Annotated in this window: 16 protein-coding genes and 1 riboswitch; of the genes, 4 read left to right on the forward strand and 12 right to left on the reverse strand. The window is 70.0% G+C overall.

Annotated elements, in window-relative coordinates; translation table 11 throughout:
• Positions 1-104 (reverse strand): PHP domain-containing protein (locus tag ACWDKQ_RS06660; protein ID WP_450137834.1); only part of this gene is annotated, 104 nt, incomplete at its 3' end.
• A 217-nt stretch (positions 105-321) separates the two neighbouring features.
• On the opposite strand from ACWDKQ_RS06660, the gene ACWDKQ_RS06665 reads away from it, so the two are divergent.
• From ACWDKQ_RS06665 to ACWDKQ_RS06680, 4 genes are all read left to right on the forward strand, one after another.
• On the forward strand, positions 322-1,329 hold the full coding sequence (locus ACWDKQ_RS06665) for an AsnC family protein (protein WP_450137761.1): 1,008 nt from the start codon (positions 322-324) through the stop codon (positions 1,327-1,329).
• Positions 1,330-1,481: 152 nt separating this feature from the next.
• Complete coding sequence (locus ACWDKQ_RS06670) at positions 1,482-2,582, forward strand: NAD(P) transhydrogenase subunit alpha (protein WP_450137762.1); 1,101 nt, start codon at positions 1,482-1,484, stop codon at positions 2,580-2,582.
• A 94-nt stretch (positions 2,583-2,676) separates the two neighbouring features.
• Positions 2,677-2,982, forward strand: coding sequence for an NAD(P) transhydrogenase subunit alpha (locus ACWDKQ_RS06675; protein WP_450137763.1), 306 nt, complete (start codon positions 2,677-2,679; stop codon positions 2,980-2,982).
• Positions 2,979-4,361: an NAD(P)(+) transhydrogenase (Re/Si-specific) subunit beta gene (locus tag ACWDKQ_RS06680; protein ID WP_450137764.1), complete on the forward strand. Its 1,383-nt coding sequence runs from the start codon at positions 2,979-2,981 to the stop codon at positions 4,359-4,361. Before ACWDKQ_RS06675 ends, ACWDKQ_RS06680 begins: the two co-directional genes overlap by 4 nt.
• A 48-nt stretch (positions 4,362-4,409) precedes the next feature.
• Here ACWDKQ_RS06680 and ACWDKQ_RS06685 read toward each other — a convergent pair whose 3' ends face one another.
• From ACWDKQ_RS06685 to pgeF, 11 genes are all read right to left on the reverse strand, one after another.
• On the reverse strand, positions 4,410-4,709 hold the full coding sequence (locus ACWDKQ_RS06685; protein ID WP_450137765.1) for a hypothetical protein: 300 nt from the start codon (positions 4,707-4,709) through the stop codon (positions 4,410-4,412).
• 45 nt (positions 4,710-4,754) lie between these two features.
• Positions 4,755-5,639, reverse strand: coding sequence for an RluA family pseudouridine synthase (locus tag ACWDKQ_RS06690; protein ID WP_450137835.1), 885 nt, complete (start codon positions 5,637-5,639; stop codon positions 4,755-4,757).
• A 41-nt stretch (positions 5,640-5,680) separates the two neighbouring features.
• The gene (gene lspA / locus ACWDKQ_RS06695) at positions 5,681-6,331 is read right to left on the reverse strand and encodes a signal peptidase II (RefSeq protein ID WP_450137766.1); all 651 of its coding nucleotides are present in this window, start codon (positions 6,329-6,331) and stop codon (positions 5,681-5,683) included.
• Between the two features lie 226 nt (positions 6,332-6,557).
• The gene (locus tag ACWDKQ_RS06700; protein ID WP_450137767.1) at positions 6,558-7,895 is read right to left on the reverse strand and encodes an aminotransferase class V-fold PLP-dependent enzyme; all 1,338 of its coding nucleotides are present in this window, start codon (positions 7,893-7,895) and stop codon (positions 6,558-6,560) included.
• Between the two features lie 39 nt (positions 7,896-7,934).
• A riboswitch (SAM riboswitch) is annotated at positions 7,935-8,050 on the reverse strand.
• Between the two features lie 286 nt (positions 8,051-8,336).
• Positions 8,337-11,489 carry an isoleucine--tRNA ligase gene (gene ileS / locus ACWDKQ_RS06705; RefSeq protein ID WP_450137768.1) on the reverse strand — a complete coding sequence of 1,051 codons (3,153 nt, stop codon included), beginning with the start codon at positions 11,487-11,489 and terminating at the stop codon, positions 8,337-8,339.
• 356 nt (positions 11,490-11,845) lie between these two features.
• Positions 11,846-12,268 carry a hypothetical protein gene (locus tag ACWDKQ_RS06710; protein ID WP_450137769.1) on the reverse strand — a complete coding sequence of 141 codons (423 nt, stop codon included), beginning with the start codon at positions 12,266-12,268 and terminating at the stop codon, positions 11,846-11,848.
• An 89-nt stretch (positions 12,269-12,357) separates the two neighbouring features.
• Positions 12,358-13,191, reverse strand: coding sequence for a DivIVA-like cell division protein Wag31 (gene wag31, locus ACWDKQ_RS06715; protein ID WP_450137770.1), 834 nt, complete (start codon positions 13,189-13,191; stop codon positions 12,358-12,360).
• 47 nt (positions 13,192-13,238) lie between these two features.
• Positions 13,239-13,523, reverse strand: a complete 285-nt coding sequence (locus ACWDKQ_RS06720) for a YggT family protein (protein WP_450137771.1) — start codon at positions 13,521-13,523, stop codon at positions 13,239-13,241.
• Between the two features lie 19 nt (positions 13,524-13,542).
• The gene (locus ACWDKQ_RS06725) at positions 13,543-14,175 is read right to left on the reverse strand and encodes a cell division protein SepF (protein WP_450137772.1); all 633 of its coding nucleotides are present in this window, start codon (positions 14,173-14,175) and stop codon (positions 13,543-13,545) included.
• 68 nt (positions 14,176-14,243) lie between these two features.
• Positions 14,244-14,978 carry a YggS family pyridoxal phosphate-dependent enzyme gene (locus ACWDKQ_RS06730; RefSeq protein WP_450137773.1) on the reverse strand — a complete coding sequence of 245 codons (735 nt, stop codon included), beginning with the start codon at positions 14,976-14,978 and terminating at the stop codon, positions 14,244-14,246.
• Positions 14,975-15,694 carry a peptidoglycan editing factor PgeF gene (pgeF, locus tag ACWDKQ_RS06735; protein WP_450137774.1) on the reverse strand — a complete coding sequence of 240 codons (720 nt, stop codon included), beginning with the start codon at positions 15,692-15,694 and terminating at the stop codon, positions 14,975-14,977. Before pgeF ends, ACWDKQ_RS06730 begins: the two co-directional genes overlap by 4 nt.
• Positions 15,695-15,700 lie beyond the last annotated feature (6 nt).

Raw genomic sequence — 15,700 nt, forward strand, 5'->3', positions numbered from 1 at the left:
CCCAACCGCTCGGCTTCGGCGAACAACGCCCCCACCTTCGCCGCACCGTCGAGCATCGAGTACTCGGTGTGCACATGCAGGTGAACGAAGGGGTCGACAGGCACGGGGAAGTCCTCCTTCGGCAGGCTGTGGGAGAGTTGCCAGCCTAACTCGCGCCTCCGACGCGATCGGAGATTCCCCCGGTGTTGCGCGGTCTTTCCCGCAAGGCCTGGTGTGACCCGCCAGTCGACACCCGCCCCGGGCGCGGTGCGGCCGGACGCTCAGGATCAAAACCAGTGCCGTTTACGCCTGGGAAGACCAGAGCGGGTAGCGTGGCACGACGTGGCTGGCCCTGATCCCGTGGACGTGCGTCTGCTGAGCGTCGTCGCCGAGATGGGCCGTGCGGCGGTTCCCGAGATCGCCGGTCGGCTCGGCATGGATGTGCGCGATGTCGCCGCACGTCTTGCTGCCCTTTCGACGACGGGCCTGCCGCTGATCGTCGGCGTCGAATGCGATCCGCAAGCCATCCGCAACGCGGTCGCCGCCGCGCAGCACTGGGCGGCGCAGCAGAGCATGGCCAGCGGGCCGTACCAGGTGCCCGCGCCGGGCACCGGCGCCCACCCGGCGCAGCAGTCCGGCCCCTACCCGCAGCAATCCGGCCCCTACCCGCAGCAGTCCGGCCCCTACCCGCAGCCGACCGGCGGCTACCCGATGCCCAGCGGCGCCTACCCGGGACCCGCTTACGGCGGCCCGAGCGGCCCGCAGCCGTTCGCCCCGCAGGGCCCGCCGCCGACGTCCTTCCAGCAGCCGGCGGCCCCGCCGGGGCCGCCGAACCCGATGAACGTCTGGGGCCCGCCGGGGTCGGCCGCGTGGGCGCGCGGCGACCAGCAGCGGCCGGGCACCCAGCCCGCGCCGCAGCAGCCGGTGCGCAGCGGCAAGGTGGGCACCAAGCTGGACGTCGAGGGTCTGGAAGGCGAGCGGATCACCATCCTCCTCGTGGAGGTCGTGGACCCGGCCGACTTCCTGTTCACCGCGGCAGGCTACGAGCTGCACGACGGCGAGCGCGCGGTAGTCGTGCACACCGAGCTGACCAACCGCGGGGCGACGCCGTTCGCCTCGCTACCCGACCTGTACCTGGAGCTGATCGCCAAGGACGGCTCCGCGGTGTCGAAGGCGCCGGTGTCGCTGTCGTCCCGTCCCCCGCACCGCATCGGCGTGCAACCGGGCGAGACCGCGGGCGGGCACACGGTATACGTGCTGCCGGAGTCCACCGAGCTCACGACGGTGCGCTGGACGCCCCGCCCCGGGGACGAACAACGCACCCTCACCTGGGACATCACCGACCTTTGACGGGCGGTCAAGCGCGACCGACGGTGGAACGCGGTCCAAGCCAGGCGCTCGGCCAGTAATTCTGGCAAGGCCTTGCGTCTGACCTAGTGATCCGCCGGGACGAACGGGCGTGTGGTCTTGCGGTTTGCGCTGCGGTATGGAGAGCTGGAGTCATGACCTCTCCGGAGAGCGGTCGCACCAGCGTCGGTGTCCCGCGCGAGACGGTGCCCGGCGAACGCCGCGTCGCACTCGTCCCGGGCGTGGTGGAACGGCTGTGCGCGCATCGGCTCGGCGTCGTGGTCGAGGCCCGCGCCGGGCACGCCGCGCTGATCCCGGACGAAGCGTTCGCCAAGGCCGGCGCGACCATCGGTTATCCGTGGTCCGCCGATGTCGTGGTCAAGGTGAACGCGCCGACCGAAGCGGAGATCGGCCGGATGTCCCCCGGCTCAGCGCTGATCGGCTTCCTGTCTCCGTTGACCGACCCGGACATCGCCGGACGGCTGCGGGCCGCCCGGGTGCTGGGCTTCGCGCTGGAGTCGGTGCCGCGCATCTCCCGGGCCCAATCGATGGACGCGCTGTCCTCCCAGGCCAACGTCTCGGGATACCGGGCTGTGCTGCTGGCGGCGAGCGAGTGCACCCGGTTCTTCCCGATGCTGACCACCGCGGCAGGCACCGTGAAGCCCGCGTCGGCGCTGGTGCTCGGCGTGGGGGTGGCCGGGCTGCAGGCGCTGGCGACCGCGAAGCGGCTCGGCGCCCGCACCACCGGCTACGACGTGCGACCGGAGGTCGCCGACCAGGTGCGCTCGGTGGGCTCGAAGTGGCTGGACCTGGGCTTCTCGGCGGTCGGCGAGGGCGGCTACGCCCGGGAGCTGACGGCCGACGAGCGCGCCGAGCAGGCACACCGCCTCAACGCGGCGATCGCGGACGTCGACGTAGTGATCACCACCGCCCTGGTGCCGGGCCGGCCAGCCCCGATGCTGGTCCCCGCCGAGGCGGTGCGCCGAATGCGGCCGGGCAGTGTGATCGTCGACCTCGCCGGGGCGGCCGGCGGCAACTGCGAGCTCAGCGAGCCCGGCAGCACCGTGGTCAACCACGAGATCACCATCGCGGCCCCACTGAACCTCCCGTCCGCGATGCCGGAGCACGCCAGCGAGCTCTACGCCCGGAACGTCCAGGCACTACTGGAGCTGATGCTCGTCGACGGGCGCTTCGCCCCGGACTTCACCGACGAGATCCTGGCCGCGACCTGCATCAGCCGACCGGACCCGACATGACCGTCGACGACGAGGTGAGGGGCACCCGTGGAGCAGTTGCCCGGTCACGGGTACCCCTCACCCGACAACTTCCAGGCGAACGGGAGGAGGAGCGATGTTCCTGGCCGATCTGGCCGTTCTGGTGCTGGCGGGGTTCGTCGGCTTCGCGGTGATCTCGAAGGTGCCGAACACGCTGCACACTCCGCTGATGTCCGGCACCAACGCGATCCACGGCATCGTGCTGCTCGGCGGTGTGCTGGTGCTCGGGTCTGGTGTGGACAGTGTCGCGTCGCAGCTGCTGGCGCTGCTGGCCATCGTGTTCGGGACCATTAACGTGGTCGGCGGTTTCCTGGTCACCGACCGGATGCTGGGCATGTTCAAGCGGAAGCCGGACGCGGTGCGGAAAGGTGCCGACAAGTGATCACGCTGCGATCGGTGCTCTACATCCTGGCGTTCGCGCTGTTCATCTACGGCCTGATGGGGCTGACCGGCCCGCGCACCGCGGTGCGGGGCAACGCCATCGCCGCAGCTGGCATGGTGGTCGCCGTCGTCGCCACGCTGCTCACCCCGGGCCTGGGCAACTGGTGGCTGATCATGCTGGGCTTGGTGATCGGCACGGTCATCGGGGTACCGGCCGCGCGGCGGGTGAAGATGACCGCGATGCCGCAGATGGTCGCGCTGTTCAACGGCGTCGGCGGCGGCGCGGTGGCGCTGACCGCTTGGGTGGAGTTCCGGGAGACCACCGGTTTCCAGGGCGAACCCGCCAACGTGGCGATCGCGACGTTGTTCGCGGCGATCATCGGATCGATCTCGTTCTGGGGCTCGCTGGTCGCCTTCGGCAAGCTGCAGGAGATCGTGCCGGCCCGCCCGATCAGCGTCGGCCGCCTGCAGATGCCGCTAAACGTGCTGCTGCTGGCCGGGGCGGTCGGCTGCGCCGTGGCGATCGGGCTGGGCGGCAGCGCCGAACTGCTGCTGGTGGCGGTGCTGGTGCTGGCGGGGCTGGCCGGGATCGCGGTGGTGCTGCCGATCGGCGGGGCCGACATGCCGGTGGTGGTGTCGCTGCTCAACGCGTTCACCGGGCTGTCCGCGGCAGCGGCCGGACTGGCGTTGAGCAACACCGCGATGATCGTGGCGGGCATGTTGGTGGGCGCGTCTGGTTCGATCCTCACCGACCAGATGGCCAAGGCGATGAACAGGTCGATCCCATCGATCGTGGCCGGTGGGTTCGGCGGCGGCGAGACCGCGGCACCGGCGGTCACCGGCGGCGGCACGGTGCGCTCGGTCAGCGCGGCGGACGTGGCGGTCCAGCTCGCCTACGCGGGTCAGGTGATCGTGGTGCCCGGCTACGGCATGGCGGTCGCGCAGGCCCAGCACGCCGTGCAGGACATGGCGAAGTTGTTGGCGGACAAGGGGGTCGTCGTCGACTACGCGATCCACCCGGTCGCGGGCCGGATGCCTGGCCACATGAACGTGCTGCTCGCCGAAGCGGACGTGCCCTACGAGCAACTCAAGGAGATGGACGAGATCAACGACGAGTTCGCCCGCACCGACATCGCGCTGGTGATCGGTGCCAACGACGTCACCAACCCGGCGGCCCGAACCGACCCGAACTCGCCGATCTACGGCATGCCGATCCTCAACGTCGACCAGGCGAAGGCGGTCATCGTCCTGAAGCGCTCGATGCGAGCGGGCTTCGCGGGAGTGGACAACCCGCTCTACACCGACCAGAAGACCGCGATGCTCTTCGGCGACGCGAAGTCCTCGGTCCGAGAAGTGGTCGAAGAACTCAAAGCGCTGTAGGCGGTCGCAGCATTGAGCCACTTGTGCTGCTACGGCTGCTCAGAAGGCTCACGCGCCCTTGTCCCGGCGGAAGAAGTTCAGCGGGTTGTTGCGCTTGGGGCGTTCCGGCTTGTTGCGGCTGCGGTACTCCAGCTTCGGCCAGTCCCCCGCGTCGCCCCGCGAACCCTCCGGTTCCGGGGCGCCGAACACCGACGGCGGCGCCGTGCCGATGTCGTCTGCGCTGATGACGTCGCCGAGGCTGGTGAAACCGCTCGGCGGGGTCTCCGCGTCGGCTCCCGGGTCGACCACCGGGATGCCCGTGGGCGGAGTCGGCTCGTCCGCCCCCTCGAACGATCTCGACTGTGCCATCAAGCCCCCTTGCTCGTAACAGGCTTGTCCGACACCGTACCCTGCTCAACCGTCCTGGTCGCGGAGCTCCTCCAGCGCGTGCCGGAGATCGGCGGGGTACTGGCTCTCGAAGGTTGCCCAGCCACCGGAGGGATGCTCGAATGAGAGGCTGCGCGCGTGCAACCACTGCCTGGTGATGGCCAGCCGCCGGGCCAGCACCGGGTCCGCGCCGTAGGTCAGGTCGCCGACGCAGGGGTGCTTGATCGCCGCGAAGTGCACCCGAATCTGGTGCGTGCGCCCGGTTTCGAGCTTCACGTCCACCAGCGATGCCGCGCGGAAGGCCTCCACCGTCTCGTAGTGGGTGATGCTGGGCTTTCCGCCGGTGACGACCGCGAACTTGTAGTCGTGGCGCGGATGCCGGTCGATCGGCGCGTCGATGGTGCCGCGGCTCGGGTCCGGGTGTCCCTGCACCACGGCGTGGTACCGCTTGTCGACGGTGCGTTCCTTGAAGGCGCGCTTGAGCACCGAGTACGCGTGCTCGCTCTTGGCGACGACCATGACACCGGTGGTGCCCGCGTCCAGCCGGTGCACGACGCCCTGCCGCTCGGCGGCCCCGGAAGTCGCGATACGCACGCCCGCCGCAGCGAGCCCGCCGACCACCGTCGGTCCTTCCCAGCCGGGGCTCGGGTGCACCGCGACGCCGATCGGCTTGTCCACCACAACGATGTCGTCGTCCTGGTGCAGGATCCGCAGCCCGTCTACCGGCACCGCGACGACCTGCAGCGGCTGTTGCGCCGGCGGAAGCGTCACCTCCAGCCACGCCCCGGCGGCCAACCGGTCCGACTTGCCGGCCGGGTTGCCGTCGACGAGCACGTCACCGGATTCCGCCAGCGAGGCGACGGCGCTGCGGGAAAGGCCCAGCAGCTTCGAGAGGCCCGCGTCCACCCGCATGCCGTCCAGCCCCTCGGGAACCGGCAGCGTTCGGAGGTCGCTCACGACCCCGAAGCCTTCTTCTTGCGGTGCACCGTGCCGTCGTAGTCGCGGCCCAGCAGCGACATCAGCACGACCAGGATGCCGCCGCAGACGATGCACGAGTCGGCGACGTTGAACACCGGCCACACCGTGCCACCCGGCGCGAACACCGACAGGAAGTCCACCACGTGCCCCTGCAACGGGCCCGGGGCGCGGAAGATCCGGTCGACCAGGTTGCCGCAGGCCCCGCCGAGCACCAGGCCGAGGCCCACCGCCCAACCCGGCGAGCGCAGCTTCGGCGCCAGCCAGATGATCACCCCGACGACGGCGATCGCGAGCAGCGCGAGCAGCCACGTCATGCCGGTGGCCAGCGAGAACGCGGCACCGGGGTTGCGGAGCACGTCGAGGTAGAGCAGACCGCCGAGCAGCTTGACCGGCGGGTTGCCCTCCAAGTTCGCCACGACGGCGACCTTGGTGAGGATGTCGACGCCCAAGGCCACCACGGCGACCCCGCCCAACAACCCGAGCAGCTTCCCGGACCCGCGCTTGGGCGACTCCTCCGCCGCCCCGGTCTGCGTCTCGGACGCCTGTTCTGCGGCAGTCGGTTCGGTGCCCGCCTGCTCTGCTGAGGACTCCCTCGGGGAGGACTGCTCGGTGCTCACGACCACCATTGTCCCTGAACCCGCCCGCACCCGGTTCGGCAGGACCACTCCCCGCGATGCGCCCTTGAACACGTTGGGCCTAAGGCCCCGCGGCGGTGCAAGTCGCGAGTGTGGGCTAAGCGCTTCGGCGCTTCAAGACAAAGAACAGGACCCGTGAGTGTTTTCGGGTGCTATGTCGCCGTGCCAAGACGCCGCAATTCACTTACGGGCCGTGACCAGGCGTGGCGGAGCCCCGTCAGTCGAGGAAGGCGGGCGCGGGGCGCGGGTCGTTGACTGGCACCCAGCGGCCGTCGACCTGCTCGTAGCGCCAAGTCGGGCCTTCGGCCACCAGCCTCCGCAGCGCGTTCACGAGGCGGTCGACGTGCTCTGCTGTGCTGCCCAGCCCGACGCTGACGCGGACCGCGCGCTCGGTGTCCGAGCCCGCCCGCGAGAGCAGCCGCCGCGTGGCCACGTGCGCGCAGAACAAGCCGTCGCGGACGCCGATGCCGTGCTCCGCGGAAAGCGCCGTGGCCAGCAGGCCCGGGTCCTGACCGTCGACGGTGAAGCTCACCACACCGACCCGGTCGTGATCGGCGTCGAACAGGCGGAGTTCGCGCAGCCCCGGCACGCCGCGAAGCCCGGCTCGCAGCCGGTGCAGCAGCGCTTCCTCGTGCTCGATGACGTCCGTCCAGTTCGCCGCGAGCGTCGCGCAGGCCTTGGCCAAGGCGTGCACGCCGACGGTGTTCGGCGAGCCCGCCTCATGCCGCTCCGGCCCCGTCGCCCAGCTCACCGACCGCTCCTGCACCAAACGGGTCGCGCCGCCACCCGCGAGGTACGGCTCGGCGGCGTTGAGCCAGTCCGCGCGGCCGATCAGCGCGCCCGCACCGAACGGCGCGTAGAGCTTGTGCCCCGAGATCGCCACGTAGTCGATGTCGAGCTCGCGAATCCGGACCGGCCGGTGCGGTGCGAGCTGCGCGGCGTCGAGAACCGTGCGAGCACCGCGGCGGCGAGCCACCCGCGCCAGCTCCGCGACGGGCCACAGCTCCCCGGTGACGTTGGAGGCACCCGTGATCACCGCGAGCCGCGGTCCCTCCGGGCAGTCGGCCAGCGCGGCATCGAGCGCGGCGGTGGCGTCCGCCGGCGTCTCCGGCGCGGGCAGGCGGCGCACCCGCGGGCCGGTCCAGGGCAGCAGCGCGGCGTGGTGCTCGGTATCGAAGACCACGACGGACGTGCCGCGCGGCAGCGTGCGTCCCAGCAGGTTCAGGGCGTCGGTGGTGTTGCGGGTGAAGATCACCGAGTCGGTGTGGCGGGCGCCGACGAAGTTCCGCAGCTCGTCGCGCGCTCCCTCGTAGACCCGGGTGCACACCTGGGAGGCGAACCCCGCGCCGCGGTGCACGCTCGCGTACCAGGGCAGCAGCTCGTTGACCGCCGACTGCACGGACTCCAGGCACGGCGCGCTGGCCGCATGATCGAGATTCGCATATCCGATGCGTTGGCCGTTGACCAGCGGGACCTGCAGCGCGGCGCCGACCACGGCGGGAATCCGGTAGTCCAAATGGGACTGCACCGGGATTTCGATGACGGCAGACGACACGACGGCCTCCTCGGGGGCCTCATCGGACCCGCCCAGAGGGGTCCGCGCTTGCCGGATCGCCCTGCACGACCGGCCAGGTCTTCACCCGGGGCACCCCACCGCGGTTGGAGGGTTGCCGGCCAGCAAGCCGGGGCTTGACGCTGGCGCTCATGACCTTCGGTCCAGCACTCTAGGAAACCGCGCGCACCGCGGGCAACACCATTCCCGAACTGTGGGAGCGGTCTCCGTCACACGGCGCCGACGCGGCGATCTCGACACCCGCACGGCGGTCACAACTGCACGCCCTGACACCAGGGCGACACTTGGAACGCCGGGGTGTCGATGTGCAGCGAACGACCTGTTCGCCTCAGTGGACGGCGCGAACGGACCGTCCACATCAACAACCACCAAGACACCCGGGTGACACCGCCCTCGTCGCCGGTGCCACCCGGGACGGCCACGTCAGACCCTGGTGACGGCGATCTTGATCTCGGTGCCTTCACCGACGCTGCCGGTGAAGCCGTCCGCTACATCGCCGGATTCGATGTCGTTCGCCAGGGTTTCGCCCGCGATGAAGTCGCGGTGCGACTCGACGGCCGCCAGGACCTCGGCAGGGGCCGAAATCGCCACCGTGATCCGGTCGGAGACCTGGAAGTCCGCCTCCTTGCGGGCCTGCTGGACGACCCGGACCACGTCGCGGGCCAAGCCTTCGAGCGCCAGCTCCGGGGTCACCTCGGTGTCCAGCACCACCAGCCCCTTGCCGCCGGGCAGCGGCGAGGCCGCGCCGGGATCGGTGGAGACCAGGCGCTCCTCGAACTCGCCGTCCTGCAATTCGATGCCCGCCGCGACCACGGTGCCGCCGGTGCGCTGCCACTCGCCGGACTTCACCGCCTTGATCACCTTCTGCACGTCGCGACCCAGCCGCGGACCGGCGGCCCGCGCGTTCACCGCGATCTCGAAGCGACCGTGCGCGGCGACGTCGGTGCTCAGCTCGAGTGCCTTGACGTTGACCTCGTCGCGGATCAGGTCCGCGAACGGCCGCAGCGCCTCCGCGTCCGGGGTGGCGACCACGAGCTTGGCCAGCGGCAAACGCACCCTCAGCTTGTTGGATTTGCGCAACGCCGACGCGGCCGAGCACACCTGGCGCACCTCGTCCATCGCGGTTACCAGCGCGGCGTCCGCGGGCAACTCGTTGACCAGGGGCCAGTCCGCCAGGTGCACGGAGCGGCCTCCGGTCAGCCCGCGCCAGACCGCCTCGGCGGTCAGCGGCAGCATCGGCGCCACCACCCGGCAGGTCACCTCCAGCACGGTGTGCAGCGTGTTGATGGCATCCCGGTCACCGGCCCAGAAGCGGTCGCGGGACCGCCGCACGTACCAGTTGGTCAGCACTTCGAGGAAGTCGCGCACCTCCGCGCAGGCCCCAGCGAGGTCGAAGGTGTCCAATGCGGACTGCACGTCGCCGACCAGCTCGTGGGTCTTGGCCAGGACGTAGCGATCCAGCACGTGCTTGCTGTCCACTCCGAACTCGCCCGAGATGCCCTCGGCGTTGGCGTACAACGCCAGGAAGTACCAGGAGTTCCACAGCGGCAGCACCGCCTGCCGCACCGCGTCCCGGATGCCGCGCTCGGTGACCACCAGGTCACCGCCGCGCAGGATCGGGCTGGACATCAGGAACCAGCGCATCGCGTCCGAGCCGTCGCGGTCGAAGACCTCGTTGACGTCCGGGTAGTTGCGCTTGGACTTCGACATCTTCAGGCCGTCGTCGCCAAGCACGATGCCGTGCGCCACCACGCTGGCGAAGGCCGGGCGGTCGAACAGCGCGGTCGCCAACACGTGCAGCGTGTAGAACCAGCCGCGGGTCTGGCCGTTGTACTCGACGATGAAGTCGCCCGGGTAGTGGTGCTCGAACCACTCCGAGTTCTCGAACGGGTAGTGCACCTGGGCGAACGGCATCGAGCCGGACTCGAACCAGCAATCCAGCACCTCCGGCACCCGGCGCATCGTCGACTTCCCGGTCGGGTCGTCCGGGTTCGGCCGGGTCAGCTCGTCGATCTCCGGGCGGTGCAGGTTGGCCGGGCGCACCCCGAAGTCGCGTTCCAGCTCGTCCAGCGAACCGTAGACGTCGGTGCGCGGGTAGGCCGGGTCGTCGGAGACCCACACCGGGATCGGCGAACCCCAGTAGCGGTTCCGGGAGATGTTCCAGTCTCGGGCGTTCTCCAGCCACTTGCCGAACTGACCGTTTCGGATGTGCTCCGGCACCCAGTTGATCTGCTGGTTCAGCTCGACCATCCGGTCCTTGAACTGGCTGACCGCCACGAACCAGGACGACACCGCCCGCTGGATTAGCGCGTTGTCGCAGCGCCAGCAGTGCGGGTAAGGGTGGTCGTAGGTCTCGTGCCGCAGCAGGAGCCCGGCGTCCTTGAGATCGCGGATGATCTGCTTGTTGGCGTCGAAGACCTGCAGCCCCTCGTACGGCGGGGCCTCGGTGGTGAACTTGCCATGCGCGTCGACCGGGATCACCGGCTCGATGTTCGCGGCGTCGGTGACGACCTTGTCCTCTTCACCGAAGGCCGGCGCGATGTGCACCAGGCCGGTGCCGTCCTCGGTCGTGACGTAGTCGGCCGCCAGCACCTGGTGCGCGTTCTCCCGCCCCACGAAGAAGTCGAACGGCGGCGCGTACTTCGTACCGAGCAGCTCGGTCCCCTTGAACCGGGCCACGACGTGCTCGACGACATCCTCGCCGAGCTCCCGCGCGTACGCGCCGAGACGGGCTTCGGCCAGCAGGTACCGCTGGGCACTGTTGGCCGGCGCGACGAGCACGTAGTCGACCTCGGGGTGCACCGCGGCGGCCAGGTTGGACGGCAGCGTCCACGGGGTCGTCGTCCACACCAGGGCCAGCGCGCCGTCGAATGCTTTGCCCGGCGCGTTGAGCCGCAGGCCCACGGTCACCGCCGGGTCCTGACGCTGGCGGTAGACGTCGTCCATCTTGGTCTCGGTGTTGGACAGCGGCGTCTCGCAGCGCCAGCAGTACCAGAGCACCCGGAAGCCCTCGTAGACGAGACCCTTGTCCCAAAGGGCCTTGAACGCCCACATGACGCTTTCCATGTAGTCCAGGTCGAGCGTCTTGTAGTCGTTGTCGAAGTCCACCCACCGGGCCTGCCGGGTGACGTAGGCCTCCCAGTCGGAGGTGTAGCGCAGCACCGAGGTCCGGCACGCCTCGTTGAACGCCGCGACACCCATCGTCTCGATCTCGGACTTCGAGTTGATGCCGAGCTGTTTCTCCGCCTCGACCTCCGCGGGCAGCCCGTGACAGTCCCAACCGAACCGGCGCTCCACCCGGCGGCCGCGCATCGTCTGGTAGCGCGGCACCACGTCCTTGACGTAGCCGGTGAGCAGGTGCCCGTAGTGCGGCAGTCCGTTGGCGAACGGCGGCCCGTCGTAGAAGACGAACTCATTGGCGCCGTTGGCGCCTGCCTCGCGGGCTTGCACCGAGGCCTGGAAAGTCTTGTCGTCGGCCCAGAAATCCAGCACTCGGCGCTCGATCTCGGGGAACGCGGGCTGGGCAGCCACGCCGCGCTCACCGGCGTCGCCGAACTGAACCTTGGGATAAGCCATCGCGGATGCGCTCCTCGCGGTGTGTTGTTTCCGCCGCACGGTCACCGAAACCTCGGTGTCCACGCGGGGACGACACCTCGCGCGCATGCTCGCACGAGATCCGCGGTACCACCCCGCTTGCCGCCGATCGACGCCGACGACCACTCGTTGCCAGCTGTGACGGGCTGGACCCGTCCGGTTCTACTGAGGTGCCCAGGCCGGGCACCCGTTCTTCCGGAGGCTCCCCGGTGATGGCCGGATCATCGCCTGGTCGTTCCAGCGTACCGGGAGCTGGCCACCGGCTTTCACCAGTGCCCGGTTTCAACTGAAACCGCGCGCCCAGGGACCGGGGACCACGGTTTCAATTGAAGCTGCGGTCAAACCCGGCGGACCTCGGCAGCCAGCGTGGCGTTCGGCGCGCAGCGGGCACACGGCGTGAAGCCGAGGTCCCGCGCCTCGCGCAGCGGCAGGGCGATCGTCTTCCGCTCGCCGAGCCACTCGCAGGTCCGCACGTGGTAGCGCGGCCGTTCGTCGAGCACCAACACCTCGGCGTCCGGATCCGCAGCTGCTGCGGCGTTGCTGCGCTCCTCGCCCGGTTCCTTGCCATCGGCAGAAGCCGACGCGGCCGGCGGATGCTCGCCCGCTCCGGTCCGGCGCCGCCGCTGATCTGCGGCCAGCAGGACCACACCGACGGCGCTCGCAAACACCGACAACCATGCTAGGTCCGGTTCGCCAGCGGCGACCGCGCCGGCCAGGACACCGCCGGCCACCAGGACCAACGCCAGCACGACAAACAGCACGCGATCTCACGTCCCTCGCCGAACGGGCCGGACACACGTCGGCGGCAACGGGCGTTTCGTCCCGTCGCCGCCGATGCGAACGAACTTGATCAGCCGGCTTCGGCCGCACGCGCCCCGAAGCTGTAGCTGGCCTGCTGTCCGGACGACCGGCTGGCGCCGCTGTCTGCGGGCGCGGCCGAGCCCCGGTCCTGCAGTTCGCGCAGCTGCGACTCCAGGTAGGTCTGCAGTCGAGTGCGGTACTCGCGCTCGAACGTGCGGAGTGTCTCGATCTTCTTCTCGAGGGCGTTCTTCTCCGACGTGATGTTGCCCATCACTTCGGCGTGCTTGCGCTGCGCGTCGCGCTCCAGGCTGGCGGCCTTATCGCGCGCCTGCCGCTCCAACGTCTCGGCCCGGGTGCGGGCGTCGTTGAGCATCGTCTCGGCACGGGTTCGGGACTCGTTGACCATGCTGTCGGACTTCGAGCGCGCTTCGGACAGCAGCTGCTCGGACTTCGTCCGCGCCTCGGACAACATGCCGTCGGCCTCGGCCTTGGCTTCACCGGTCAGCCGGTCGGCCATCTCCTGCGCGAGGCCCAGCACCTTGGCGGCCTGCACGTGGTGATCACCGCCCGGGGAAGTCTGCTCGACGGCGGTCGGCGCCGGAACCGGGGTGAGCCGGCGCGGTTCCTCCGGGGGGGCAGCTGGGGTCGAGGGAACGGACGCCGCCTGGCTGCGGGCTTCGTCCAGGTCGACCTGCGCGGTCTGCAGCTGGGACTCCAACTGCTCCACCTGGCTACGCAGGTCGTTGTTCTCCTCGACCAGCCGGGCAAGCTCGGCTTCAACCAGGTCGAGGAATGCGTCTACCTCGTCCTCGTTGTAGCCCCGCTTACCGATCGGCGGTTTGCTGAACGCGACGTTATGCACGTCCGCGGGGGTCAAGCCCACAAGATCACCTCACGCACTCCTCGGCTGCGGGTAGCCCGGGTTCCCCGTCACCCGGGCTGCATCAGTCGCATCAGTATGAACACGACCAGCAGCAGCACCATAATCGATAGGTCCAGTCCGACGCCGCCGATCCGGACCGTCGGAATCAACCGACGCACCAACTTTACGGGTGGGTCGGTCACTGTGTAGACGCTCTCCAACGCGATTGCAACCCCCCCAACGGGCCTCCAATCGCGAGCGAACACCCGAACGAGTTCGATCACAATACGGGCCGTGAGCAGCAGCCAGAAGAAGAACAGAACGTAAAACAGGACGATCTGCACCAGGTTCACGCTTCAACTGTGCCACCACTCACCCGTAGTTGAAAAAGGCACCCTCGGCCAGGCGCCGCTTGTCCTCCGCCGCGACGTCCACGTTCGGCGGTGAGAGCAAGAACACGCGGTTCGTGACCTTCTCTATCGAGCCCCGCAGCGCGAATGCCAGACCAGCGGCGAAGTCGACCAGGCGCTTGGCGTCGGCCTCCTCCATCTCGGTCAGGTTCATGATTACCGGCGTGCCGTCCCGGTACTGCTCGCCGATCGTGCGGGCCTCGCTGTAGCTGCGCGGGTGCAGGGTTGTGATCTTGCTCAAGTTGAATTGGGTGCCCGTGTCGGTCACAGCACGCAGCCGCGAGACCGACTCCCGTGGCGGATCCGGGGGTGCCGCACTGCGCGCCGACGAGTCCGGTGTCCACTGCCTGCGCGGCCGCGGCGCCGGTTCGCGGTACTCCTCGACGAAGCTCTCCGGTTCCGCTTCGGCTTCCGCCTGGTAGCCGCCGCGGGTGCCGACCCGCCGACGGGTCGGCACCCGCTCGGCCGGGCCGTCGTAGACGTCGCGGTCGGCGTCGGAGTACCGGTCGCGGTATCCGGCCTCGTCGTCGTATTCGTCCACCTCGTCGGCCGGGACCATGCCGAAGTAGGCCTTCAACTTGTGCAAAGCGCTCATCGGCATGCCCTTCCTCTGAGACTCCTAGCACCGAGCACGAGGCCAGCCTTCGACCCCCCTGTTCACGGCTACGGCGAGGTTAACCGCCGCCCACCGAGCAACGCGGTTCCGACACGCACCCGGGTCGAGCCGTGCGCAACGGCACTTTCCAGGTCGCCGGACATGCCCGCCGACACATCGACAGCTTCCGGGTGATCTCTGCGCAGCCGCTCGGAGATCACGGAAAGTGTGGCAAAAGCCACATCGGGTTCGCCGCCCAACGGGGCGACGGCCATCACACCCCGCAGCCTAAGACCACTCGTCCGCGTGACCATATCGGCCAGCGCGGGCACGTCCTCCGGTCGACAGCCCCCGCGCCCGACCGCCTCGTCTAGACTCACCTGCAACAAGACGTCCAACGGCCGCTGTCGCTCGCCCGCGTCCAGGGCGTTCGCGGTGGCGCGGCCCAGCGCCTCGGCGAGCCGCTCGCTGTCCACCGACTCGACCACGTCGGCCCACCGGACCACCGCCCGGGCCTTGTTCCGCTGCAGCTGCCCGACCATGTGCCAGCGCGCCGTCGCCTCCGGCCGCAACGCGACGAACTCGGCGACCTTGCCACGCGCCTCCTGCTCCCGGTTCTCGGCGAACTCGGTCATCCCGAGATCGGCCAGCAGGGCCGCGTCCAACGCCGGGAAGGTCTTGGTCACCGCGACCAGCTCGACCTCTTCGGGCTGCCGCCCGGCCGCGCGGCAGGCCCGGTCGACACGGTCGCGGACCTCCCGCAGCGACTCCGCCAACTCGGCCCGCCGCAACTCCTCGCTCACTCGGTCTCCTCCGGCTCGGCCCAGATCACCGCGGCGAACCGACCGGTGCGCCCTTGGTCGCGGCGATGGCTGTAGAGCTCCGGGGATTCCATGGTGCAGCGCGGGTCGACGCCGATCTTGGCGATCCCGGCGGCGGCCAGCTGCTCCCAGAGCCCCGCCCGCAGGTCGAGCCCGGTGGTGCCTTTGCGGGTCTTGCACGCACTGCCAGGCAGGTGCTTCTCGACGTCGGCCTGCATCCCGGCGGGCACCTCGTAGCACTCACCGCAGGCCGCCGGGCCGAGCAGCGCCTCGACGCGGTCCAGCCGGGCGCCGGCCTCCTGCATCGCCTTCAGCGCCGCGACGAGGACTCCGACGCGAGCGCCTACCCGCCCGGCGTGGACCGCGGAGACCACGCCGGTTTCCGGGTCGCCGAGCAGCACCGGCACGCAGTCCGCGGTGAGCGTGATCAGCGCCAGGTTCGGCTCCGTGGTCACCAGCGCATCGGTGGCTTCCACCGGCGCGGCCTGCGGCCCGTCGACGACAGTCGCGGTGCGACCGTGGATCTGCTCCATCCACACCAGACGGTCCTCGGGCAGGCCGATTCCGTCCGCCAGCTTGCGCTGGTTCGCCGCCAGGGCCGCGGGGTCGTCGCCGACCCGGCCACCCAGGTTGAAGGAGTCGAAGGGCGGTCGGGAACTCCCGCCCTCCCGCGTGGTGATCACGCGCCGAATCCGCACTGCTGC

The sequence above is a fragment of the Saccharopolyspora sp. NPDC000995 genome (assembly GCF_053599315.1).